This window comes from Jiangella endophytica (assembly GCF_003427025.1).
GTDB lineage: Bacteria > Actinomycetota > Actinomycetes > Jiangellales > Jiangellaceae > Jiangella > Jiangella endophytica.
In genome coordinates this window covers 719,303-741,654 of the sequence record NZ_QVAI01000001.1, presented here as the reverse complement: position 1 = coordinate 741,654, position 22,352 = coordinate 719,303, and the positions used below count along the sequence as shown (strand labels likewise).

At 74.6% G+C, this 22,352-nt stretch carries 16 protein-coding genes; 8 read left to right on the top strand and 8 right to left on the bottom strand.

Annotation, left to right across the window (positions count from 1 at the left end; genetic code table 11):
• Positions 1-27: 27 nt before the first annotated feature.
• From DZA62_RS03330 to mtrA, 3 genes are read right to left on the bottom strand one after another with little or no spacing between them, the layout of a single operon-like run.
• The gene (locus tag DZA62_RS03330; protein WP_116947312.1) at positions 28-1,776 is read right to left on the bottom strand and encodes an LpqB family beta-propeller domain-containing protein; all 1,749 of its coding nucleotides are present in this window, start codon (positions 1,774-1,776) and stop codon (positions 28-30) included.
• Positions 1,769-3,571 (bottom strand): MtrAB system histidine kinase MtrB, encoded by a 1,803-nt coding sequence (gene mtrB, locus DZA62_RS03325; protein WP_198663361.1) that lies wholly within the window; start codon positions 3,569-3,571, stop codon positions 1,769-1,771. The genes DZA62_RS03330 and mtrB overlap by 8 nt, the downstream gene beginning before the upstream one ends.
• 4 nt (positions 3,572-3,575) lie before the next feature.
• On the bottom strand, positions 3,576-4,253 hold the full coding sequence (gene mtrA / locus DZA62_RS03320) for an MtrAB system response regulator MtrA (RefSeq protein ID WP_046769651.1): 678 nt from the start codon (positions 4,251-4,253) through the stop codon (positions 3,576-3,578).
• A gap of 236 nt (positions 4,254-4,489) precedes the next feature.
• Here mtrA and DZA62_RS03315 point away from each other — a divergent pair, with 236 nt between their 5' ends.
• Genes DZA62_RS03315 through DZA62_RS03295 form a run of 5 tightly spaced genes read left to right on the top strand, consistent with a single transcriptional unit; the run spans position 4,490 to position 10,179 of the window.
• Positions 4,490-5,992, top strand: a complete 1,503-nt coding sequence (locus DZA62_RS03315) for a proline-rich domain-containing protein (protein WP_116947311.1) — start codon at positions 4,490-4,492, stop codon at positions 5,990-5,992.
• On the top strand, positions 5,989-6,660 hold the full coding sequence (locus DZA62_RS03310; RefSeq protein ID WP_116947310.1) for a DUF4129 domain-containing protein: 672 nt from the start codon (positions 5,989-5,991) through the stop codon (positions 6,658-6,660). The genes DZA62_RS03315 and DZA62_RS03310 overlap by 4 nt, the downstream gene beginning before the upstream one ends.
• A complete protein-coding gene (locus tag DZA62_RS36710; protein WP_232827233.1) occupies positions 6,657-7,877 on the top strand; it encodes a DUF4350 domain-containing protein in 1,221 nt (406 codons plus the stop codon). Before DZA62_RS03310 ends, DZA62_RS36710 begins: the two co-directional genes overlap by 4 nt.
• Entirely contained in the window at positions 7,874-8,884 is a 1,011-nt protein-coding gene (locus DZA62_RS03300) for an AAA family ATPase (RefSeq protein ID WP_232827232.1), read from the top strand. Before DZA62_RS36710 ends, DZA62_RS03300 begins: the two co-directional genes overlap by 4 nt.
• Entirely contained in the window at positions 8,884-10,179 is a 1,296-nt protein-coding gene (locus tag DZA62_RS03295; RefSeq protein WP_116947309.1) for a DUF58 domain-containing protein, read from the top strand. The genes DZA62_RS03300 and DZA62_RS03295 overlap by 1 nt, the downstream gene beginning before the upstream one ends.
• 171 nt (positions 10,180-10,350) lie before the next feature.
• On the opposite strand, the gene DZA62_RS03290 is transcribed toward DZA62_RS03295, so the two are convergent.
• Complete coding sequence (locus DZA62_RS03290; protein WP_116947308.1) at positions 10,351-11,352, bottom strand: stage II sporulation protein M; 1,002 nt, start codon at positions 11,350-11,352, stop codon at positions 10,351-10,353.
• Between the two features lie 82 nt (positions 11,353-11,434).
• On the opposite strand from DZA62_RS03290, the gene DZA62_RS03285 reads away from it, so the two are divergent.
• Positions 11,435-12,430: a helix-turn-helix domain-containing protein gene (locus DZA62_RS03285; protein ID WP_116947307.1), complete on the top strand. Its 996-nt coding sequence runs from the start codon at positions 11,435-11,437 to the stop codon at positions 12,428-12,430.
• A 273-nt stretch (positions 12,431-12,703) separates the two neighbouring features.
• Here the strand turns inward: DZA62_RS03285 and DZA62_RS03280 are convergent, their stop codons facing one another.
• Positions 12,704-16,495 carry a S8 family serine peptidase gene (locus tag DZA62_RS03280; protein ID WP_198663359.1) on the bottom strand — a complete coding sequence of 1,264 codons (3,792 nt, stop codon included), beginning with the start codon at positions 16,493-16,495 and terminating at the stop codon, positions 12,704-12,706.
• 106 nt (positions 16,496-16,601) lie between these two features.
• Here DZA62_RS03280 and DZA62_RS03275 point away from each other — a divergent pair, with 106 nt between their 5' ends.
• On the top strand, positions 16,602-17,447 hold the full coding sequence (locus DZA62_RS03275) for an RDD family protein (RefSeq protein WP_232827231.1): 846 nt from the start codon (positions 16,602-16,604) through the stop codon (positions 17,445-17,447).
• Positions 17,444-18,298 carry a GNAT family N-acetyltransferase gene (locus tag DZA62_RS03270; RefSeq protein WP_116947305.1) on the top strand — a complete coding sequence of 285 codons (855 nt, stop codon included), beginning with the start codon at positions 17,444-17,446 and terminating at the stop codon, positions 18,296-18,298. Before DZA62_RS03275 ends, DZA62_RS03270 begins: the two co-directional genes overlap by 4 nt.
• A 6-nt stretch (positions 18,299-18,304) precedes the next feature.
• On the opposite strand, the gene ahcY is transcribed toward DZA62_RS03270, so the two are convergent.
• The 3 genes from ahcY to manA form a co-directional block, all read right to left on the bottom strand.
• Positions 18,305-19,753: an adenosylhomocysteinase gene (gene ahcY / locus DZA62_RS03265; protein ID WP_116947304.1), complete on the bottom strand. Its 1,449-nt coding sequence runs from the start codon at positions 19,751-19,753 to the stop codon at positions 18,305-18,307.
• 205 nt (positions 19,754-19,958) lie between these two features.
• Positions 19,959-20,909 (bottom strand): cation diffusion facilitator family transporter, encoded by a 951-nt coding sequence (locus DZA62_RS03260; protein ID WP_116947303.1) that lies wholly within the window; start codon positions 20,907-20,909, stop codon positions 19,959-19,961.
• Between the two features lie 42 nt (positions 20,910-20,951).
• Positions 20,952-22,118 carry a mannose-6-phosphate isomerase, class I gene (gene manA / locus DZA62_RS03255; RefSeq protein WP_198663358.1) on the bottom strand — a complete coding sequence of 389 codons (1,167 nt, stop codon included), beginning with the start codon at positions 22,116-22,118 and terminating at the stop codon, positions 20,952-20,954.
• Between the last annotated feature and the right edge of the window lie 234 nt (positions 22,119-22,352).

Here is a 22,352-nt window from a genome sequence, read left to right as displayed (position 1 = left end):
CCCGCCTACCCGGCCGCCGCCGGTCCGTCAGCCCGGGTAGGCCGGACTGCGGGCGGGGCCGATCTCCGACCACGCGTTGCTCGACCGCTGCACGTACAGCACGCCGTCGCCGGACTCGAGGACGACGGGCAGCCCGGCTGCCGCGCCGACCTGCACCGCGTCGCCGGCCGGGAGGCCGCCGCGCGGGAGGGTCTCCTGGCCGGACAGGGCGGCGTTGTACGGCTCGACCGTCGTGTCGCCGGTGTTGGACTCGGTCTCCAGCAGGACGACGACGGTGTCGGCGGCGCTCCACGACGGGCTGGTCGAGCTCCAGGCGACGTCGCGGGCGACGCCGGCGGGGCCGATCGGCCGCGGTTGGTCGATGCGGATCGACGCGTCGCTGTCGGCGTCGCGGATGACGTTGGCGACCATGGCCTCGCCGCCGATGACCAGCGCGAGCCGGGTGCCGTCGGGCGAGACGGCGAGGCGTTCGACGTCCCTGCCGGCGAGGTCGGGCGCGGTGACGGCGACGGGCTGGCCGTCGGGGCGGGTGACGACGATGCCGGGCCCGTCGACGCCGTGGTCGACGGCCCAGACGAGGCCGGTGCGGTCCCAGGCCGGCGACGTGAGATCGACGCCGGTGAAGAGGACGTCGAGCGGCTCGTCCTCGCCGAACGAGGCGACCCGCACGGTCGTGTGGTCGCCGCTGATGACGACGCCGCGGTTGCCGGCCAGGTTCACGGCCACCTCGCGCGCGTCGGCCTGCTCACCCAGCGGTCCGGGGACGGGGATCAGCTCACCGTCGGACACGGACACGACGCCGGTCTCGCCGATGGCGTACAGAGGCGTGCCCGACTGCAGGACGGAGGGGTCATACGCGCTCAGCGGCGGATCGTGCGGCGAGAGCGGGTCGCCCTGGAGCAGCGGCACGTTGTTGGCCAGCACCCGGACCTTCTCGACCTCGGGCAGCACGCCGAGGGTCCACGCCAGCTGCGCGACCATGCGCTCCTGCTCCTCGGGCCCGGCCAGCGCGGCGTCCGAGCTCAGCTCGACGGTCGCGACGCCGTCGCGGACGGGGACGCCGTTGAGGCCGAGCTCGGCCTCGGGGCGGAACGCCGTGGCGACGGCCGGCGCGAGCCAGTCCGTCGGGCCGCTGAGCACCTTGCGGGCCAGCAGCGTGGCCGTCGCGTCGTTGGCGGTGCGCGGCAGGTAGACGACGTCGGGGACCAGCACCTCGAAGCCCGGGTCGAAGAAGTACACGTTGCGGGCCTGATACTCGCGCTCGAGGCTGAAGTCGGAGATGAGGATGCCCGGCGGCGGGTTGGCGATGCGCCACTCGCCGTTGACCTGCTCGAGCCGCAGGTCGAAGTCGGGCGGGGACGACGGCGGGACGTCCTCGCGGAACGCGCCGTCGGAGCCGATCTCGCCGCGCGGCGTCGTCTCGACGTGGACGACGTTGTCGCTGAGCTGGTTGGTCACCGGCTTGGCCTCGTAGTGCACGGCGACCCGCGCGTACGGGTCCCACGACGCGGCGGCCTCGTCGGTGAGGTATTCCTGGGCGGTCTCGTAGCCGGGCTGGTAGGAGGCCATCGCCTCGATGAACCCGTCGACGATCTCCTTCGGTGTCATGCCCGGCCGTGGTGGCGCCTCGATGACCTCGATGTAGCGGCCCTGCTCGTCAGGCTGCGGGCCGACGGCGCCCGCGTCGATGACCGGGCCGGACGTCGGGATCTCGCTGCACCCGGCGACGACGGCGGCGGTCGCCAGCACGGCGACGGCGAGGACCCGGCTACGCACGGCGCACCACGTCCTCGTCCGGCGCGGACGGCGTCACCTCGGGCGGCGCCGCGGACGAGACCGGCGAGGACGCGTCGTCGGTCTCAGCGCCGGCCGGCAGCAGGCGGCGGTACGGCGCCCCGATGGCGCTGGCGTCGATCAGACCACCGTCGCCGATGTCGTCGGGCACGAGCGCCAGCGGCGACGATCGCAGGTCGTCGCCGGCCAGCCGCGGCAGCGTGAGCCGGAACTGCGACCCCTCGCCGGGCTCGCCCCACGCCTGCAGCCACCCGCCGTGCAGCCGCGCGTCCTCCAGCGAGATGGACAGCCCGAGGCCGGTGCCGCCGGTGGTCCGCGCGCGGGCGGGGTCGGCGCGCCAGAACCGGTGGAAGACCAGCGACGACTCCCCCGGCTTCAGGCCGACGCCGTGGTCGCGGACGGTGACGGCGACCGCGTGGTCGTCGGCGGCGACGGTGATGCGGACCTCCTGGCCCTCACCGTGCTCCACGGCGTTGACGACGAGGTTGCGGACGATGCGCTCGATGCGCCGCGCGTCGATCTCGGCCATCGCCGGCTCGACCGGGACCGAGACGACCAGGTCGCTGCCCTTCTCGACGGCCAGCGGGGTGGCGGCGTCGACCACCTTGTGGATGACGTCGCGGACGTCGTACCGCTCGGCGTTCAGCGCGGCGGCGCCGGCGTCGAACCGGCTGATCTCGAGCAGGTCGGTGAGCAGCGCCTCGAACCGGTCCAGCTGGGCCTGCAACAACTCGACGGAACGCTCGGCGGTGGGGTCGAACTGGCCGCGCGACTCGTACAGCACGTCGGCGGCCATGCGCACCGTCGTCAGCGGCGTGCGCAGCTCGTGCGAGACGTCGGAGACGAACTGCTGCTGCATGCGCGACAGGTCCTCGAGCTGGCCGATCTGGTGCTGCAGGCTGGCCGCCATCTGGTTGAAGCTCATGGCCAGCCGGGCGAGGTCGTCGCGGCCGCGGACGGCCATGCGCTCGGCCAGCTTGCCGGCGGAGAACCGCTCCGCGATGCGCGCCGCCAGCCGGACGGGCGTGACGACCTGCCGCGCGACCAGCCAGGCCAGCGCGCAGAGCAGCACGATCAGCAGCACGCCCGCCGTCGCCAGGGCCGTCAGGACGAGGTCGATGGTCTGCTGCTGCTCGGTGAGCGGGAACAGGTAGTACAGCTCGTAGTCGCCGCCGTACGGGTCGGTGATCTGCCCGCCGACCGCCAGCCCCGGCACCTCGCGGCCGTCGAGGTAGTGGATCGAGGTGTAGGTGCGGAAGATCCGCTCCTCGTCGGCGACCTGGTCGCGCAGGGGGCCGGGGACGCTCATCGGGCTGACGCCGGAGCGGTAGGTCCGCGCTCCCTCGCCGCCGAGCACGACGATCTCGTAGAGCGGGTCGCTCGCGGCCGACGTGTTGCCGCTGGCGGCGAGCGTCTCGACGATGCGCGTGATGGTCTGGCGCAGCTCGTCGGACGGCGCGTCGGACACCGCAAGCGTGCGCTGGGCGCTGTCGATGCCCGCGGCGGCGTCGGCGACGGCTGCCTCGGCGTGCGCCTGCAGCAGCCCGTCGGTGATCTGCCGCGACAGCGTCACGCCCAGCAGCGAGACGACGACCAGCGACAGCGCGAGCGTCGCCGTGATGACCCGCAGCTGGATGGAGCGCCGCCAGGCGCCCCGGACCAGCCGCCACGGCCGCATCGACCACTGGACCAGGCGCGGCAGGAACCGCGACAGCGCGTCGGCGCCCGCGCCCGCCGCTGCCGCCCCCGCGCCGTCCCCGCCGACGGGACCGATCATCCGCTCACCCAGGTCCGGCCTTGTACCCCACACCGCGGACGGTCACGACGATCTCGGGTCGTTCGGGGTCGTGCTCGATCTTCGAGCGCAGCCGCTGCACGTGCACGTTGACCAGCCGAGTGTCGGTGGCGTGGCGGTAGCCCCACACCTTCTCGAGCAGCTCTTCGCGGGTGAACACCTGCCACGGGCGGCGGGCCAGGCAGGCGAGCAGGTCGAACTCCAGCGGCGTCAGCGAGATCGGCTGGCCGTCGCGCTTGACCGAGTGACCGGCGACGTCGATGACGACGTCACCGACCTGCAGGGTCTCGGGCTTGGGGTCGTCGGTGCGGCGCAGCCGGGCGCGCACACGGGCGACGAGCTCCTTGGGCTTGAACGGCTTGACGACGTAGTCGTCGGCGCCGGACTCGAGGCCCACGACGATGTCGACGGTGTCGCTCTTGGCCGTCAGCATGACGATGGGCACGCCGGACTCGGCGCGGATCTCCTTGCAGACGTCGATGCCGTCGCGGCCGGGGAGCATGAGATCGAGCAGCACGAGGTCGGGCTTGAACTCACGGAACGCCGGCAGGACGTCGTCGCCGCGCGTGATGATGGCGTGCTCGTACCCCTCACCGCGCAGCACGATCCCTAGCATCTCCGCCAACGCGGTGTCGTCATCGACGATGAGCACACGTCCTTTCATGTCCATATCGTGACACCGAAGGGGCCTCAGAGTGAAAAAGTCGCTCATCAGCGTGCCGCGGAGACGCGCCGGTGGCGCGTCTGAGCAGTGCTCGCGGGACGTGACAGGATTGAGTCGAGACCGGCGTGTCCGCGGGTTGCGGGCGCGCGACGGCGAAGGCCACAACGCCCAGGGGGCGTGCGGAGCATGCGCCGGATCGGCCCGGAGCGGCCGGTCGGCGTGAAGAAGGGAGCCCGATGTCCGGGATCGCGGGGTCGTCTCCGCCGGATGACGACGCGGCGCGCGACGACAACGCGCCCGCTTCCGGGACCGGGCAGGCGGCTGGTGGCGTGCCGACGCCGCCGCCGTATCCGGGCTGGTCGCCGCAGCAGCCGGGAGGCCCGGCCGGCGGCGCTCCGGGCGGCACCGCGCCGGACGGCACCACGCCGGGCGGCACCGCGCCGGACGGCACCACGCCGGACGACAGCGCGCCGGGCGGTCCGGACGGCGGCTGGAACACCGGCGGCTGGGGTCCGGGCAGCGGCTGGGACCAGTCCCGCGGCCAGCAGGGCTGGCAGCAGCCGTCCGCAGGTCAGCAGGGCGGCTGGAACCCGCCCGGCGGGCCCACCTACAGCGGCCCACCCGGCGCCGGAGGCCAGAACGGCCCCGGTCACGCCCAGCCCGGCGGCTACGGCGAGCCGCGCCCCGGGCAGCCGGGCTACGGCGGCCAGGGCTACGGCGCCTGGTCTTCCGGACCCGGTTCGGCCTGGCAGGCGCCCGACGTGAAGCCGGGGGTCATCCCGCTGCGTCCGCTCGGGGTCACCGAGATCCTCGACGGCGCCATCACGACCATCCGCCGCAACCTCGCCGCCATGCTCGGCCTGTCCGCCGTCGTCGCGGTGGCCACACAACTCGTCTCGGCGGGCGTCCTGGCCTGGGTGTTCGGCGAGGCCATCACCGAGCCCGATCTCGGCCTGTCCGACGCCGATGCGCTCGACTCGCTGGCCCGCAGCCTCCCGGCGGCGGTGATCGGCTGGCTGGTCACCGTCATCGCCACGGTGTTCCTGACCGGCGTGCTGACGGTGGTCGTCGGGCAGGCGGTGCTGGGCCGCGACCTCAGCATCGGCCAGGCGTGGCGCGAGTCGAAGGGCCGGCTGCCGCGGCTGCTCGGGCTGACCCTGCTCTACACCCTGATCTACTTCAGCCCGGCGCTCGTGGTGCTGCTGCTGGCGCTCGGCCTGGCGGTCATCGGCGGGACGGCCGCGGCGGTGCTGGTGGTACTGCTCGGGCTGGCGGCGGTCCCGGTCACGATCTGGCTGTACGTGCGCTACGCGCTGTCGACGCCGGCCCTGATGCTGGAGACGTCCACGGTCGGCGGCGCGGCCCGGCCGATCCGGGTCGTCGAGTCGCTGCGGCGGTCGGCCACGCTGGTGCGGACGTCGTGGTGGCGGGTGTTCGCGATCCTGCTGCTGATCCTGATCATCACGTTCCTCATCGGGCAGGTCGTGGCGGTGCCGTTCGGCGTCCCGTCGATGCTGGGCACCGGCTCCGGCGACGACCCCGTCACCTGGTACGTGCTGAACACGCTGGCCGGCATGATCTCGGCCACCATCACCGCCCCGTTCGCCGCGGCGGCCACGGCCCTGCTGTACATCGACCGGCGCATCCGGCGCGAGGGCCTCGACATCGAGCTGGCCCGCGCGGCCGGCGTCGACCTCCATGGCCGCGGCGGCAGCGGAGCGCCCCCGGGCTCGCCGTGATCGCGGCGTCGATCCCGGTCGACCTCGGCCGCGACGAGGCCCGCGACCTCGCCCGGCAGGAGCTCTCGCAGCCGTCCTACGAGCGCGACACCCCGGTCTTCGCGCGGGTGCTGCGCTGGATCGCCGACCAGGTCGACCGCGTCCTCGACGCCGCCACGGGCACCCTGTCCAGCCGGCTCGGGCTGGCCATCATCGCGGCCGTCGCGGTCGGGTTCGCCGCCTTCGTGATCCTGCGGGCCGGACCGCTGGCCCGCCGCGTCGCGGGCCGTCCTGGCGCCGTCCTGCCCGGCCGCCCACGCAGCGCCACCGAGTACCGCGCCGCGGCCGACGACGCCGCCGCCCGCGGCGACTGGACCACCGCCGTCGTCGAGCGGTTCCGGGCCGTCGTCGCCGGGCTGGAGGAACGCGGCGTCCTCGACCCGCGGGCCGGCCGCACCGCCGACGAGGCGGCCCGCGAGGCGACCGCCGTCCTCGGCGACCTCGAGCGGCCCGCCGGCGGCATGCAGACCGGCGCCCGGTTGTTCGACGGCGTCCGCTACGGCGGCGTGGCGGCGACCGAGGACGACGACCGCCTGCTGCGCGACCTCGACCGCGCCGTCGCCCTGGCCCGCCCCCGGTCCCGGCCCCGGCACAACGGCGACGGGCCGGTCCTGGCGGTGCCGCGGTGAGCACGACCACCGCGCCGCCTGAGTCGCGGCCGCTCGACCCCACCGGCGCCGACCACTGGCGACGCTGGCGCCGTCCACTCGCGATCGTGGTGTTGTTGCTGCTCACGGCCGTGATCTTGGGCGTCGTGCAGAGCCGGGCCAGCCGCGGCTACCTCGATCCCGAGGGCGTCGACAACCCGGGCGCGCGGGCGCTGGCGCGGCTGCTGACCGAGCAGGGCGTCGACGTCGCGCCGGTGCGCACCAACGCCGATGCCGTCGCGGCCGCGGGTCCCGACGACACCGTCCTGGTGACGGTCCCCGACCTGCTGACGCCGACGCAGATCGACCGCCTCGTCGACACCGGCGCGCGGTTGGTGCTGGTCGCCGCGGAGCTGCGGGTGCCCGACTACGCGCCAGGGCTGTCCGCGGTCCTGGTCGGCGCGCCGGGCTCGGCCGACCCGCACTGCGACCTGCCGGTCGCCGAACGATCGGGGTCGGCGCGGCTGGGCGGGCTCGGCTACACCGGCGACGTCAGCCGGTCCGAGGGCGCCGCCTGCTACCCCGTCGACGGCGAGCCGGCGCTGGCCGTCACGGCGACCGAGAGCGGCGGCCAGGTCGTGCTGCTCGGCACCGCCGACCCGCTGACCAACGAGTACCTCGACGACGACGGCAACGCCGCGCTGGCCCTGGGGCTGCTCGGCGCGTCGGAGCGGCTGGTCTGGTACCGGCCGGTCCCGGAGCAGGACGCCGACGCGCCGGGCGCGTTCACCGACGAACTGCCCGGATGGGTCCGGGCCGGCGCCTGGCAGCTGGCGATCGCCGCGCTGCTCGCGGCGGTGTGGCGGGCCCGGCGGCTGGGCCGGCTGGTGCCGGAGCCGCTGCCGGTCGTCGTCCGGGCCAGCGAGACCACCGAGGGACGGGCCCGGCTGTACCGCCGCGGCCGGTCCCGCGAGCACGCCGCCGAACTGCTGCGCGCGGCCGCGATCCGCCGGCTGGCCGCGACCGCGCACCTGCCGGACGGCGAGGCCGGGCCGGGCGCCGTCGACGCCCTGATCACGACGCTCGCCTACCGCACCCGCCGGCCGGCCGCGGAGATCGCCGCGCTGCTGACCGGCCCGCCGCCGGCCGACGACGCCGCCCTGGTGCGGCTGGCCGACGACCTCGACGCCCTGGAGAATGCCGGTGTCCCCCGAGCCACCGGCACGTCGCCCACCGGAAAGGATCTCCGTTCATCGTGACCGACGCGTCCACCGAGCAGACCCCACCGCCGCACGGCACCGCGCCCGCCGACGGCGGCGCGCACGCGCGAGCTGCGCTCACCGCCGCCCGTCAGGAGGTCGCGAAGGCCGTCGTCGGGCAGGACGCCGTCGTCAGCGGCCTGATCATCGGCCTGCTGTGCCGCGGCCACGTGCTCCTCGAAGGCGTGCCCGGCGTCGCGAAGACGCTGCTGGTCCGGACGCTCGCGGCCACGCTGCGGGTCGAGACGAAGCGGGTGCAGTTCACCCCCGACCTCATGCCCGGCGACATCACCGGCTCGCTCGTCTACGACGCCCGCACGGCGGAGTTCTCCTTCGTCGCGGGCCCGGTCTTCACGAACCTGCTGCTCGCCGACGAGATCAACCGGACGCCGCCGAAGACGCAGGCGGCACTGCTGGAGGCCATGGAGGAACGGCAGGTCTCCGTCGACGGCCGGCCGCGCGCGCTGCCCGACCCGTTCCTCGTCGCCGCCACCCAGAACCCGGTCGAGTACGAGGGCACCTACCCGCTGCCCGAGGCGCAGCTGGACCGCTTCCTGCTCAAGCTGACGGTGACGGTGCCCGAACGCGACGACGAGATCGCGGTGCTGCGCCGGCACGCCGACGGATTCGACCCGCGCGACCTCGCGGCGGCCGGAGTGCAGGCGGTCGCCGACCCCGGCGACCTCGCGGCCGCGCGCGCCGCCGTCGCGGTCGTCCGGGTCGAGCCCGACGTGCTCGGCTACGTCGTCGACGTCTGCCGGGCCACCCGCTCGTCGCCGTCGGTGCAGCTGGGCGTGTCGCCGCGCGGCGCGACGGCGCTGCTCAAGACGGCGCGCGCCTGGGCCTGGCTGTCCGGCCGCGGGTTCGTGACGCCCGACGACGTGAAGGCGCTGGCCGGTCCGACGCTGCGGCACCGGCTGACCCTGCGGCCCGAGGCCGAGATGGAGGGCGTCACCGCCGACTCCGTGCTCGAGACGGTCCTGGCCACGGTCCCCGTCCCGCGCTGATGGTCCTGACGGGGCGGGCCGCGGCGCTGGCGGCCATCGGCGCGGTGGTCGTCGCGGCCGCGGCGCCGTCGTGGGCCGGCGTGCTGGGCGTGACGGCCGTCGTGCTGGCGCTCGCGCTGACCGACGTGCTGCTGGCCGGGTCGCCGCGCGGGCTGCGGCTGTCCCGCGACGGCGAGCGCAACGCACGGCTGGGCATGACGGCGACGGTGCGGCTGAGCGTCCACAACGCCGGGCGACGCCGGGTCCGCGGCCTGCTGCGCGACGCCTGGCCGCCGTCCGCGGGCGTCGTCGCCGACCGCGTCGCCGTCGACCTCCCGGCCGGTGAGCGGCGGCTGGTCGAGACGGTGCTGCAGCCCACCCGGCGCGGCGACCGGACCGCGGACCGCGTGACGGTCCGCAGCCTCGGCCCGCTCGGGCTGGCCGGGCGGCAGGGCTCGCACGCCGTCCCGTGGACCGTGCGGGTGCTGCCGCCGTTCCAGGCCCGCCGGCACCTGCCGTCGCGGTTGGCCCGGCTGCGCGAGATCGACGGCCGGTCGGCGGTGCGTGTCCGCGGTCAGGGCACCGAGTTCGACTCGCTGCGCGAGTACGTCCCCGGCGACGACGTCCGCTCCATCGACTGGCGCGCGACCGCCCGGCACGGCGGGGTCGTCGTGCGGACCTGGCGGCCCGAGCGCGACCGGCACGTGCTGATCGTCCTCGACACCGGCCGGACGTCCGCGGGCCGGGTCGGCGACGAGCCGCGGCTGGACGCCGCCATCGACACCGCGCTGCTGCTCGGCACGCTGGCCGCCCGCGCCGGCGACCGCGTCGACCTGCTCGCGTTCGACCGGCAGGTCCGCGCCGACGTCGCCCGGCTGGACGCCACGAACGTGCTGCGCCGCATGGTCGGCGCGCTGGCCGTGCTGGAGCCGGAGCTGCTGGAGACCGACTACCGGCAGCTCACGGCCGAGATCATGACCCGGGCAGGGCAGCACGCGCTGGTCGTCATCGTCACCGGGCTGGACTCCAGCGCCGTCGAGCTCGGGCTGCTGCCGGTGCTGGGCCGGCTGACCCGGCGGCACACCGTCATGGTGGCGTCGGTGGCCGACCCGCGGCTGGCGGAGCTCGCGGCCGGCCGGGGCGACTCCGACGCCGTCTACACCGCGGCCGCCGCCGAGCACGACCGTCTCGCCCGCGCGCAGGTGGCCGAACTGCTCACCCGCCGCGGCGCCCACGTCGTCGACCAGCCGCCGGCGGACCTCCCGCCCGCCGTCGCCGACGCCTACCTGGAGCTCAAGGCGACCGGCCGCCTCTGACCCCTCTTGGAATGATCACGTGAAGTTGGCGTGTGATCGCTCCACCAGGCATGCATTCCTGGTGAAGCGAGTACTCGCCTACGTCGCCGCTGGCATAGGACTCTTCCCGCTTCCCCAGGTATGCATAGGTGGTAGAGCGGGAGCACCCCAACTTCACGTGATCATTCCGGGTCAGCCGGCGACGGGGAGGGTGTCGGCGCGGGCGGAGGGATCGATGTCGCCGACCTCGCCGGCCAGAACGGCCCGCCGTCCGTAGACCCAGACGTAGGCGATGAACAGCGCCTCCGCGATCAGGCCGATGGCGATGCGCGCCCACGTCGGCAGGCCGGACGGCGTCACGAACGCCTCGATGACGCCGGACACCAGCAGCACGCAGGCCAGTCCGAGCGCCATCCCCAGCGTGGCCCGGCCGGTCTCGGCGAGCGCCTCGCCGCGGCTGCGCGGCCCGGGATCGACGACCGTCCACCCCAGCCGCAGACCCGCGCCCGCCGCCACGAACACCGCGGTCAGCTCGAGCAGGCCGTGCGGGGTGATCAGGCCGAAGAACACGTCGAGCCGGCCGGCCGCCGCCATCAGCCCGGCAGACGCCGCGACGTTGACGGCGTTCATCCACAGCACGTAGACGACCGGGATGCCGAGGAAGACGCCCAGTGCGAGGCAGGCCGCCGCCACCCAGGCGTTGTTCACCCACACGCGGGCGGCGAACGAGCCGGCCGGGTTCGCCGAGTAGTAGTCCTCGAAGTCGTGCTCGACCAGCTGGCGGATCTGCTCCGGCGCGCCGATGGACGCCTGCACGCTCGGGTTCGCCGCCACCCACCAGGCGATGCCGACGGCGACGACGGCGAACGCGAGCGCCGCGCCGATCCACCACCGCCGGTTCAGATACACGGCCGCCGGGAAGCCCACGGTGAGGAACCGGACGACGTCGCGCCAGCCGGGGTCGTGCGCGCCGGCGATGGCCGTCCTGGCCCGGGCGACCAGCGTCGACAGGCGGCCGAGCAGCACCGGGTCGGGCGCCGCCGAGCGCAATGTGGACAGGTGCGTCGACGCGGCCCGGTAGAGCGCGACCAGCTCGTCGGCCTCCGGACCGCTCAGCCGGCCGCGGCGGCGGACCAGCCGCTCGAGGCGGTCCCACTCGGCGCGATGCGCGGCGACGAACGCGTCGAGGTCCACTTCCGTCCCTTCCGCGCCGACACCGAGCCTGTGTCCGACACTAGAACATCACCCGGCCGCCACGGCCACGAGGAGGAGCGCGATGTTCGAGGGCACCGGCATCACCGCTGGCGAGGAAGAGGCCTACCGCCTGCTGGTGCGAGCGGGCGAAGCGCACGTCGACGACCTCGTCGCGCGGCTGCCCGGCAGCGACGTCCTTGCGATCGTCGACGGGCTGACGGCGCGCGGCCTCGTCCGCCGGCTGCCGGGCGGCGGCGAGCGGTACGCCGCCAACCCGCCCGACGTCGCGTTCGGGCCGCTGCTGCTGCGCTCGCAGGAGGCGCTGGACCGGGCCCGGTCGGCCGTCGCGGAGCTGGCCGAGGAGCACCTCGCCACCGCCCGCCGCCGCGACGCCGGGCAGCTGCTGGAGATCGTGACCGGCGGCGACGCGATCCGGCAGCGGATCCGCGCGGTCCAGCTCGGCACCCGCGAGGAGATGCTGTGGTTCTGCCGCGCGGGCCACGTCGCGATGCCGTCGGAGGACAACGACGAGGAGTTCGACATGCTCGCCCGCGGCGTCGCCTACCGGGTGCTGTACGAACGCCAGCTGCTCGAGGAACCGGGCATGATCGACAACGTCGCCAAGGGCATCGACGCCGGAGAGCTGGCGCGGTCGGTGCCGACGTTGCCGATCCGGATGGCGATCTCGGACCGGTCGGTCGCGATCTGCCCGCTGGTCCCCCGCAGCGACGGCATCACCGAGCCGACCGCCGCGATCGTCCGCGACAGCAACCTGCTGACGGCGCTGATCGCGCTGTTCGAGAGCTACTGGTCCGCCGCGGCGCCGCTGCAGCTGTCCGGCGGCGTTGCGATGGCCGGCCCCGGGGAGGGGACGGGGCCGGCCACCACGCTCTCCGGCGACGAGCGCTATCTGCTGTCGCTACTGGTCGCGGGCGTGACGGACAAGGCGATCGCCACGCGGCTGGGCGTCAGCATGCGCACCGTCCAGCGCCGCATCCGCGACCTGATGGCCCTGGCCAGCGCCGAGACCCGCATGCAGCTGGCCTGGCAGGTCGCCCGCCGCGGCTGGCTGGCCTGACGGCGGCTGCGGTGACGGCGGCCGGCCCTACCACGCTGACCGGCCCGACGACGGCTGCCCTGAGGGCGGCCGCCGCGACACCGCTGGCCGACCGTGCAGCGACCGCATTGTCAGTGCCCGCCCGTAGGGTGGGTCCCTCCCGGTCCGGGCGGGGTGCGACCGGGATCGGCGCAGTCGCCCCCGCAGCCGTCCAGGCCGTCACCGGCGCAGTCGTCAGCGCAGCCGTCCCCGCCGCGGTCAGCGCAGTCGCCCCCGCGGCTGTCCACACCGGGGTCATCGGCGCAGTCCGTAGGCGCGTTCCACGGTCTGGGTGACGCTGTTGCCGTCGGCGTCCGTGGCCTCCACCCGCAGCGACACATGGTCGCCGCGCAGAGCGCGCTCGGTCGCCGTCCAGCTGCCGGCGCCGTCCGGACGGACCGCCAGCGGTGTCCAGCGGCCGCCGTCGTCGTAGGACGCCCACGCCCGCAGCCGGACGATCCGCGGCGGGTCGGCCAGTCCGTCGGGGTGCCGCGGTGTGAACGTCAGCGGAGTCGCCACACCGCCCGCCACCCGGTTGTCCAGGCCGGCCGGGACCGCGTAGTCGAGCTGGATCAGCGGGAGCACCGTGCTGCCGCCGTCGGCCGGGCGCGCCGACCGGAACGTCCACGTGGTGTCGGTGCGCGGGGCGAACTCCCAGTCCGGCAGGTTCCGCTCGGTGCTGAGCTCGAGCCGGTACCGTCCCGACGCGCGGGTCACCGGGTACGCGCCCCAGACGCCGTCGGCCTCGGCGATCAGCCGGTTGTTCTCGTAGAGGCGGGCCTCGACGAGGTCGGGGGACGATCCGAACACGGCCGGCTCGGCGCGGCCGTAGTGGCCGGCCCCGGTGTCGACGTACTCCGGGATCCAGACGTTCAACGTGTCGCCGGTGCGGAACGGGTCGGCGCCCTCGACGCCCGCGGGGATCGCCGGGCGGACGAGCGGGGCGTACCAGGTCTCGTCGATCCGCTCGCCGGCCGTGTAGCTGCGCAGGTCGTGGCTGATGCCCGACTGCACCGGGTTCATCTCGTCCCACGTGCGGTACGGCAGCACGTGCTGGCGCCAGACGGTGTCGCCGGCCGACACGTACTCGACGCGGGTCCGCCCGGTGCCGACCGGCCGCTGGTGCTCGATGATCGTCTCGGTCTGCCATGGCCGCCAGCCGTAGCGCTGCTCCTTCGACCACGGCTCGCCGCCGGGCTCGTGGTAGTCGGCGGTGATGACGGCGCTGTTCTCGGCGCTCACGGTGTGCACGACGGGGTCGGCGACGTGCCCGGACGACACCTGCATGACGTCGTAGAGGTAGGGGCTGGCCGCGACGCCGTCGACGTTCAGGCGCAGCGGGCCGTCCTTCAGGCGCTGGGCGATCGCGCGGCCCTCCGCCGGAGCGAGCGTCCCCGCGACCAGCGGCAGCCGGTCACCGGCGGGCTGCCAGAACTGCGGCCAGTCCTGCCCGCCCGGCGGCACGACCAGCAGCAGCGCCGCCCCGGCCGCGGCGGCGGGCGCCGACAGCAGGTCCGCGTCGGGCTCGGTCTGCGGCCACACCACGACGGCCCTGCCGCGCACGTCCAGGCCGGCGTAGTCCTTCTCGGTGCCGGCGCCGGCCGCGACGACGTCGAGCGTGCGGCGCCCGTCGAACAGCGGCGTCTGGTTCAGCGGCTGCGGGGTCGCGGTGAACGGCGCCCCGGCCGTCGCCGTGGTCGTCAGCTGCGGCGCGACGTGCTGTGTGCGCGACATGAACTCGAACGTGCCGCCGGTCGCCTCCTCGGTGGGGGTCACCCAGAGCGAGCGGACAGCGTCGAAGTGCATCGTGCCGTTGGTCATCCGGCGGCCGTCGACCTCCCGATGCGTGTAGTAGCCCCAGATGCCGCGCTGCTCGGCCGGCTGCGGCGTCCGGATCTCGACCTTCCGCGTCTCGCGGGCGTCCAGCACCACCTCGGTGTCGCCGTCGACCTCGAGGTCCGGGTCGACGATCAGGTGCGCCGTCTCCTCACCGTCGACCCTGGTCTCGATCAGCGCGTGCAGGAAGTAGTCGCCCTCGCCCAGCCGGAACGTCGTCGGGCCGCCGGTGGGGAGCATCGAGACGGTGTCGAACTGCGGATCCGCGCCGAACAGCACCAGCGGCGAGGTGAACGCCGGCTCGCCGTCCGGGCCGACGGCGCTGATCGTCACCGACCGCACCGGCGCGCTCTTGACCAGGCCGAGTGTGGTCGCCAGCGCCACCGAGCCGTCCGCCGACTCCGCGGTGAGCCGGCCGGTGAAGCGGCCGCGGTCCAGCACGGCGGGGTCCACGGTGAGGGTGGCCGTGGACGTCCCGCCGGCCGGCACCGTCACCGTCGCGGCGCCGAGGTCGACGGCGCCCGCGGGAGGCGGTGTGCCGTCGCGGCCGGCGAGCGTGAGGTCCAGGGTGAGCTCGACGGCCGAGGCGGTCGTGTTGGTGTAGGTGACGTCGTGGGTGACCGGTGCGGTGTCGCCGTCGGCATACGTGCCCAGGCCCAGGCCGCCGGTGCCGAAGACCTGCTGGCCGACGGCGCGGACGAGGTCGACCCGGCCGGCGCCCTGTTCGTCCAGGGTCAACTCCGCGTTGGGCCGGGCGGTGCTGACCAGCGCGTCCTCCACCTGCTCCCCGGTCCAGCCCGGGTATCGCTGGGCCAGCAGCGCCGCGGCGCCGGCGACGTGCGGCGCCGCCATGGACGTTCCGCTCGCGGCCGTGTACAGGTCGTCGACGGGCGAACCCATCGCGGTGCCGGCCGCACGGGCGGCGACGATACCGACGCCGGGCGCCGTGATGTCCGGCTTGATCGCCTGGTCGCCGAGGCGCGGGCCGCGGCTGGAGAACTCGGCGAGCGACTCGTCCCGGTCGATGGCGCCGACGGTCAGGGCGGCGTCGGCGCTGCCCGGGCTGCCGATGGACACCGCGCCCGGGCCGTCGTTGCCGGCCGAGACGACGAACAGGGTGTCGCTGGCGGCGCTGAGCTCGTTCAACGCCACGCTCAACGGGTCGGTGCCGTCGGACGGGCCGCCGCCGAGACTCATGTTGACGACGTCGGCGCCCTGCTCGACCGCCCACTCCATGCCGGCGATGACGCTGGACGTGTCGCCGAAGCCGTCGTCGCCGAGCACCTTGCCGGCCAGGATCCGTGCGCCCGGCGCGACCCCGGGCCGCTGCGGGTCACCGCCCGCTCCGGTGCCGGCGATGGTCGCGGCGACATGCGTGCCATGGCCGAACCGGTCGGCGGTCGAAGGGCTGCCGGAGAAGTCCGCGGCCGCGGCGACCTGCCCGGCGAGGTCCGGGTGCTCTGCGTCGACGCCGGTGTCGAGGACCGCGACGGTGACGCCGGTGCCGTCGAGTCCGGATTCCCAGGCCGCCGGGGCGCCGATCTGCGCGACGCTGCGGTCCAGCGTCGCCTCGACGCGGGTGTCCAGCCAGAGCTTCTCGATGCCGCCGGAGAGCGTGGTGACGGCGTCGCCCTCGGGCGCCAGCGCGGCCCAGAACTGCGCAGCGTCGTCCGCGGCGACGTCCAGGGCTCGGCCGCCGATGCTCTCCAGCTCCGGCCCGGCCTGAGCGCCCACCGGCGCGGCGGCGATCCCGGCCGCGGCGGCGTACGTGGCGATGAGCGGCAGCGACGTGGTGTGGCCCTGCTCGATCAGCGCGTCGACGTCGAACAGCGCCTCGTCCAGCCGGCCTGCCGCCAGCAGCGCGATCGCGTCGGCCGGCACCACCAGCGATCGGCCGTCGACCTCGAACTGGTGGACGGTGATGTCCTCGCGGCCCGGGGCCGGGTCGGTCCGCAGCGACCGCCGGCCGTCGGGGAACTCCGTCACGTGCACGACGTCGCCGGTGATCAGCGTGGTCCGGGCGGCCGTGGCCTGCTGCGGACCGGCCGCGGCGCTGGACCGTGCCGGAGCGGGCTCGGCGCTGACGGACGGGACGGCGGACGCGCTCGCGGAGGCGGTGGCCGCCAGCAGAGCCGCGCTCGCCAGAGCGGCGATCGGCCGCAGGCGGAGCGGACGGATCGGACCATCCGGACGTGGGGACCAGTTCGACATGAATCCACCGTGGCGGGCGCGCGTGCGGCTGTCATCGGGCAGCGGGTGCCGTGGTTGCGACATGTCGCGATTCGGACAGCCGCCCCGGCTGCGGCAGACTAGCCGGGTGAGCGACCTGGTGACCGGCGAGGCCGTCCCCCTCGAACTGCGGCTGGCCAAGCTGCCGTCGCGCGCGCTCGCGCTGCTGCTCGACGCGCTGATCCTCGCGGTGACGGGGCTCGCCCTGTTGCTGGTGTTCGCCCAGGTCGCGTCGGCCATCGACGAGGCGCTGGCGACGGCGTTGATCATCGGCGGAACGGTGTTCCTGCTGGTCGTCATCCCCACGACCATCGAGACGCTCACCCGCGGCAAGTCGGTGGGCAAGGCGGCGGCCGGGCTTCGGGTCGTCCGCGACGACGGCGGCCCGATCCGGTTCCGGCACGCCCTGGTGCGCGCGCTGGCCGGGGTGTTCGCCGACTTCGTGCTCACCCTCGGCGTCGGCGCCATGGTCTGCTCGCTGCTGAACTCGCGCGACAAGCGCATCGGCGACGTGCTGGCCGGCACCGTCGTCATCCGTGAGCGCATCCCGTCGACGACGGCGCCGCCGCCGGTCCTCGACCCCCGGCTGGCCGCCTGGGCGGCGTCGCTGGAGTTGTCGCGGCTGCCCGACCGGCTCGCCATGGCCGCCCGGTCGCTGCTGGCACGGGCGCCGCAGCTGGCCCCGGAGGTGCGCACGCGGCTGGCCGTCGACCTCGCCAACGAGGTGTCCGCCCTGGTCAGCCCGCCGCCCCCACCGGGCCTGCAGCCGTGGGACTACCTCGCCGCGGTGCTCGCCGAACGTCGCCGCCGCGACACGCTCCGCTACGGCGGGCCGCCGGCCCAGCAGCCGCCGCAACAGCAGCCGCCGGCCGCACCACCGGCCCAGCCGCCCGCGCCGTCGCGCACCGACGGTGGCTTCGCCCCGCCCTCGTGAGCACCGGCTACCACCGGTTCGACGGCGCCGGGCCGGACCAGCTGGACGCGATGCGGCAGCTGTCCGGCCGGTTGTGGAGCTGGTCCAGCCGCTGGCATCCGGGCGAGCTGGCGTGGTTCTGGTGCGAGCACGGGGGCCCGGACCCTGCCTGGCGGCTGGCGCACTGGCGACACGGCGAGCGCGTGGTCGCCTGGGCATGGGCCCGCGGCGGCCGCCTGGACCTGCAGCTCGATCCCGCGCATCTGGCGCTGACGGCGCAGATCGCGGCGTGGTTCGGCGGGCGCGCGGTGACAGTGCTGGACGCCGAGACCGGACTGATCGGCGAGCTGGCCCGGCACGGCTACGAGCGCCAGGAGGACGGACGGTTCTTCGCACACCTGCGCCGCCCGCTGGGCGCCGATCTGCCGGCACCGGCGCCGCCGCCGGACGGGTACACGCTGCGGCCGGTCGGCGGGCCGGAGGACGCCGCCGCACGGGCCGCCGTCCACGCCGCCGCGTTCTCCGTGCCGATGGACGACGCCGCCTACCGCGGCGTCATGCGGGCGCCGTCGTACCGTCCCGAACTGGACTGGCTGGTCGTCGCGCCGGACGGCACGCCGGCCGCGTCGGCGCTCGCGTGGGTCGAGGGCGAGATCGCCGTGCTGGAACCCGTCGGCACCGATCCGCGGCATCGCCGCCGCGGTCTCGCCGCGGCGGCGTCGCTGGCCGCGTTGCGCGTCGCGCGCGACCTGGGCGCGCGGCAGGCCCGGGTCTGCGCCCGCGGTGACGACGGGTACCCGGCCGCCCGGGCGGCGTACGAGGCGATCGGCTTCCGGGCCTACGCCCGCAACGTGCGCCTCGTGCGCCGCTGACGCGCGTCAGTACCGGTAGTGCTCGCTCTTGTACGGGCCCTCGGCCGGGATGCCCAGGTAGGACGCCTGCCCCGGGGTCAGCTCGGTGAGCTTCACGCCGAGGGCGTCGAGGTGCAGCCGGGCCACCTTCTCGTCGAGGTGCTTGGGCAGCGTGTAGACGCCCAGCGGGTAGTCGGCGCTCTTCGCGAACAGCTCGATCTGCGCCAGCACCTGGTTGGTGAACGAGTTGGACATGACGAACGACGGGTGCCCGGTGGCGTTGCCGAGGTTCAGCAGCCGGCCCTCGGACAGCACGATGACGGTGTGGCCGTCGGGGAACGTCCACTCGTGCACCTGCGGCTTGATCTCGGTGCGCACGATGCCGTCGACGGCGGCCAGCCCGGCCATGTCGATCTCGTTGTCGAAGTGGCCGATGTTGCCGATGATGGCCTGGTGCTTGGCGCGGGCCAGGTGGTCGACGGTGATGACGTCGCGGTTGCCGGTGGCGGTGACGATGATGTCGGCGCGCTCGACGGCGTCGTCGAGCGTGGTGACCTCGTAGCCGTCCATGGCCGCCTGCAGCGCGCAGATCGGGTCGATCTCGGTGACGACGACGCGGGCGCCCTGGCCGCGCAGCGACTCGGCACACCCCTTGCCGACGTCGCCGTAACCGCAGACCACGGCCACCTTGCCGCCGATGAGCACGTCGGTGGCCCGGTTGATGCCGTCGATCAGCGAGTGCCGGCAGCCGTACTTGTTGTCGAACTTGCTCTTGGTGACGGAGTCGTTGACGTTGATGCCAGGGAACAGCAGGGCACCGTCGCGCATCATCTCGTAGAGCCGGTGGACGCCGGTGGTGGTCTCTTCGGTGACGCCCTGGATCTCCTGCGCCAGCGTGCTCCAGCGGCTCTGGCTCTCGGCCAGCGAACGCTTCAGCAGGCCGAGGACGACCCGCCACTCCTCGGAGTCGTCGTCAGCGGGCTCGGGCACGACGCCGGCCTTCTCGTACTCGACGCCCTTGTGCACCAGCAGGGTGGCGTCGCCGCCGTCGTCGAGGATCATGTTCGGGCCGCCGGAGCCGGCGTCAGTGCCGGGCCACCGCAGAGCCTGCTCGGTGCACCACCAGTACTCCTCGAGCGTCTCGCCCTTCCAGGCGAACACCGGCACCCCGGCCGGTGCGTCGGCGGTGCCGGTGGGGCCGACGGCGATGGCGGCGGCCGCGTGGTCCTGCGTCGAGAAGATGTTGCAGGACGCCCAGCGGACGTCGGCGCCGAGTGCGACCAGCGTCTCGATCAGGACGGCGGTCTGGACGGTCATGTGCAGCGAGCCGGTGATGCGGGCGCCGGAGAGCGGCTTGCTGTCGCCGAACTCGGCGCGCATGGCCATGAGGCCCGGCATCTCGTGCTCGGCGAGACGGATCTCGCGGCGGCCGAACTCGGCCAGCGAGAGGTCGGCGACCTTGAAGTCGAGGGACATGGAACGGTTCCTCTCAAGATGGTGGTCAGGGGTCGGACGCGGGCACGACGAGGCGGCACCGAACAGTCGTCCGACCCGGCGCGACCCATCTGGGTCCGCGGCATCACCTGCGCCGGCGTGGCACCTGGGAGTCTACCCCGGCGCCCTTCGAGCGGGCAGGCGCCGGGCGTCGGGCCGCGCCCTCGTGACGCGGCCCGTCGCGGAACTACGGCGTCTTCGCGGCCGCCCGGTCGATGTCGGGCTCGAGGAAGATGTGCCGGGCCTCCGGGAGGGCCGCCCGGATGCGTTCCTCGGCGCCGTTGATGGCGGCGGCGATCTGCTCGCCGGTCTGGTCGGTACGGACCGCCAGCTTGGCCGCGACCAGCAGCTCCTCCGGGCCGGTGTAGAGCGTGCGCAGGTGGATGACGCGGCCGATGTCGTCGCCCGCGGTGGCGGCGGCGAGGATCTTCTGGACGTTCTCGGCGGCCGCGCCCTCGCCGATCAGCAGGCTGGACATCTCGATCGCCAGGATCACCGCGATGACGACCAGCAGCACGCCGATGGCGGCGGTGCCGGCGACGTCCCAGTAGGCGTTGTCGGTGATCAGCGCCAGTCCGACGCCGACGAGCGCGAACACCAGGCCCAGCAGCGCGCCGATGTCCTCGAGCAGGATGACCGGCAGCTCCGGCGACTTCGCCCGGCGGACGAACTGCACCCAGGACCGGCCCTCGCGCACGCGGTCGGACTCGATGACCGCGGTGCGCAGCGAGAACGACTCCATGACGATCGCGGCGACCAGCACGACGACCGGCACCCACCACCACTGGCTCTCCAGCAGCTCGTTCGGGTGGCCGGCGTGCACCTCTTCGTACTTGTGGAACGCCTCGTACAGCGCGAACACGCCGCCGAGGCTGAACAGCACGATCGACACGATGAACGCGAACACGTAGCGGACCCGGCCGTACCCGAACGGGTGCTCCGGCGTCGCCTTGCGCCGGGCCCGCCGGCCGCCGACCAGCAGCAGCACCTGGTTGCCGGCGTCGGCGACGGAGTGCACCGCCTCGGCCAGCATCGACGACGCCCCGGTCAGCGCGTACGCGATGAACTTGGTGATGGCGATGCCGGTGTTCGCCAGCAGGGCCGCGACGACCGCCTTGGTCCCACCTTCAGTGGCCATGGGTCAGGTTTTCCTTCGCTCCGGAGCGTGCGTGGTCGGGGACTATCGTGCCCGGTCGAGCGCGGTGGACAGGGTATACGCCACGCCGTCGCCGGTGAGCGTCGCGTCCGCCTCGGAGGCGGGGACGAACGCGGCCCGCCCGCGCGCCAGCGTCACGCCGTCGACGGCCGCCGTCCCCTCGACGACGAGGACCAGCCGCGGCCCGGGGACCGGCACGGCCGCGCCGGCGGTGAGCCGCACGCGGCCGAGGCCGAGCTCGTCGATGCCGGGCACCGGGTACAGCTCCAGGCCGGGACCGGCCGGGACCGGCGTCACCGCGACGGCGCCGCCCGGCTCGTAGCGCAGGATCCGCAGCACCTCGGCGGCGTCGACGTGTTTGGGTGTCAGACCGGCGCGCAGCGTGTTGTCGGAGCTGGCCTGCGGCTCGACGGCGACGCCGGACAGGTAGGCGTGCGGGACGCCGGCCGGGACGAACACCGCCTCGCCGGGCGCCAGCGTGTGGTGGCGCAGCAACAGCGCCAGCAGCAGCCCGCGGTCGTGCGGGTACGCCTCGGCGAGCCGGTGCACCAGCCCGAACCGCGGTTCGTCGCGCCGAGCCGACGCCTCCGCCGTCAGCGCCGCGACGATCTGCGCCGCCGCGGCGTCGTCGAGGGTGAGCCAGCGGCGGACCAGCCGCTCCAGCCCGTCGCTCGCGCTCAGGACGGTGGCCGCACCGGCGAGGTCGGTGTGCTCGCTCTGCCGCAGCGACGCGGCGACCGCGGCGGGGTCGTCGAAGCCGACCAGCGCCTCGAACGGGGTGACGGCGACCGCCATCTCGGGCTTGTGGTTGCGGTCGTGGTACGAGCGGCGCGGGTCGTCGAGCGCGAGGCCGGCGGCGTCCTCGGCGTCGTACCCCTCGACCGCCTGCTCGATGGTGGGATGCACCTGGATCGACAGCGGCCGCTCGACGGCCAGCACCTTCAGCAGGAACGGCAGCCGCGGCCCGAACCGGCGCACGACGGCGTCACCGAGCGTCGCGGCGGGGTCGGCCTCGATCAGCGCCGACAGCGGCCGCCCGTCACCCGCCACCGTCGACGGCGACCCGGGGTGCGCGCCGACCCACAGCTCCGCCTCGGGCTGCCCGGACGGCGCCCGGCCGAGCAGCTCGGGGATGACGGTCGGCGAACCCCACGCATACGAACGCACCGGATTGTCCAGAAGCACGGCCACGAGCCGAGAGCCTAGTTGACCCGTCCGCCGCTCCGAGACGTGACGCCGGCTCTGTCGGTGCCCGCCCGTAGGGTGGGCCACCCACCCGAACGGGGCGGGGCATGCCTACCACGGCGAGATGAAGGCCGTCGCCGAACGGCCCACCGACCGCGGGACCAGCGGCCTACCAACCACGACGCCAGCGGCCACCACCGCGAGCCCAGCGGCCAGCCGACGGGCGCGTGGCGGTGAGCC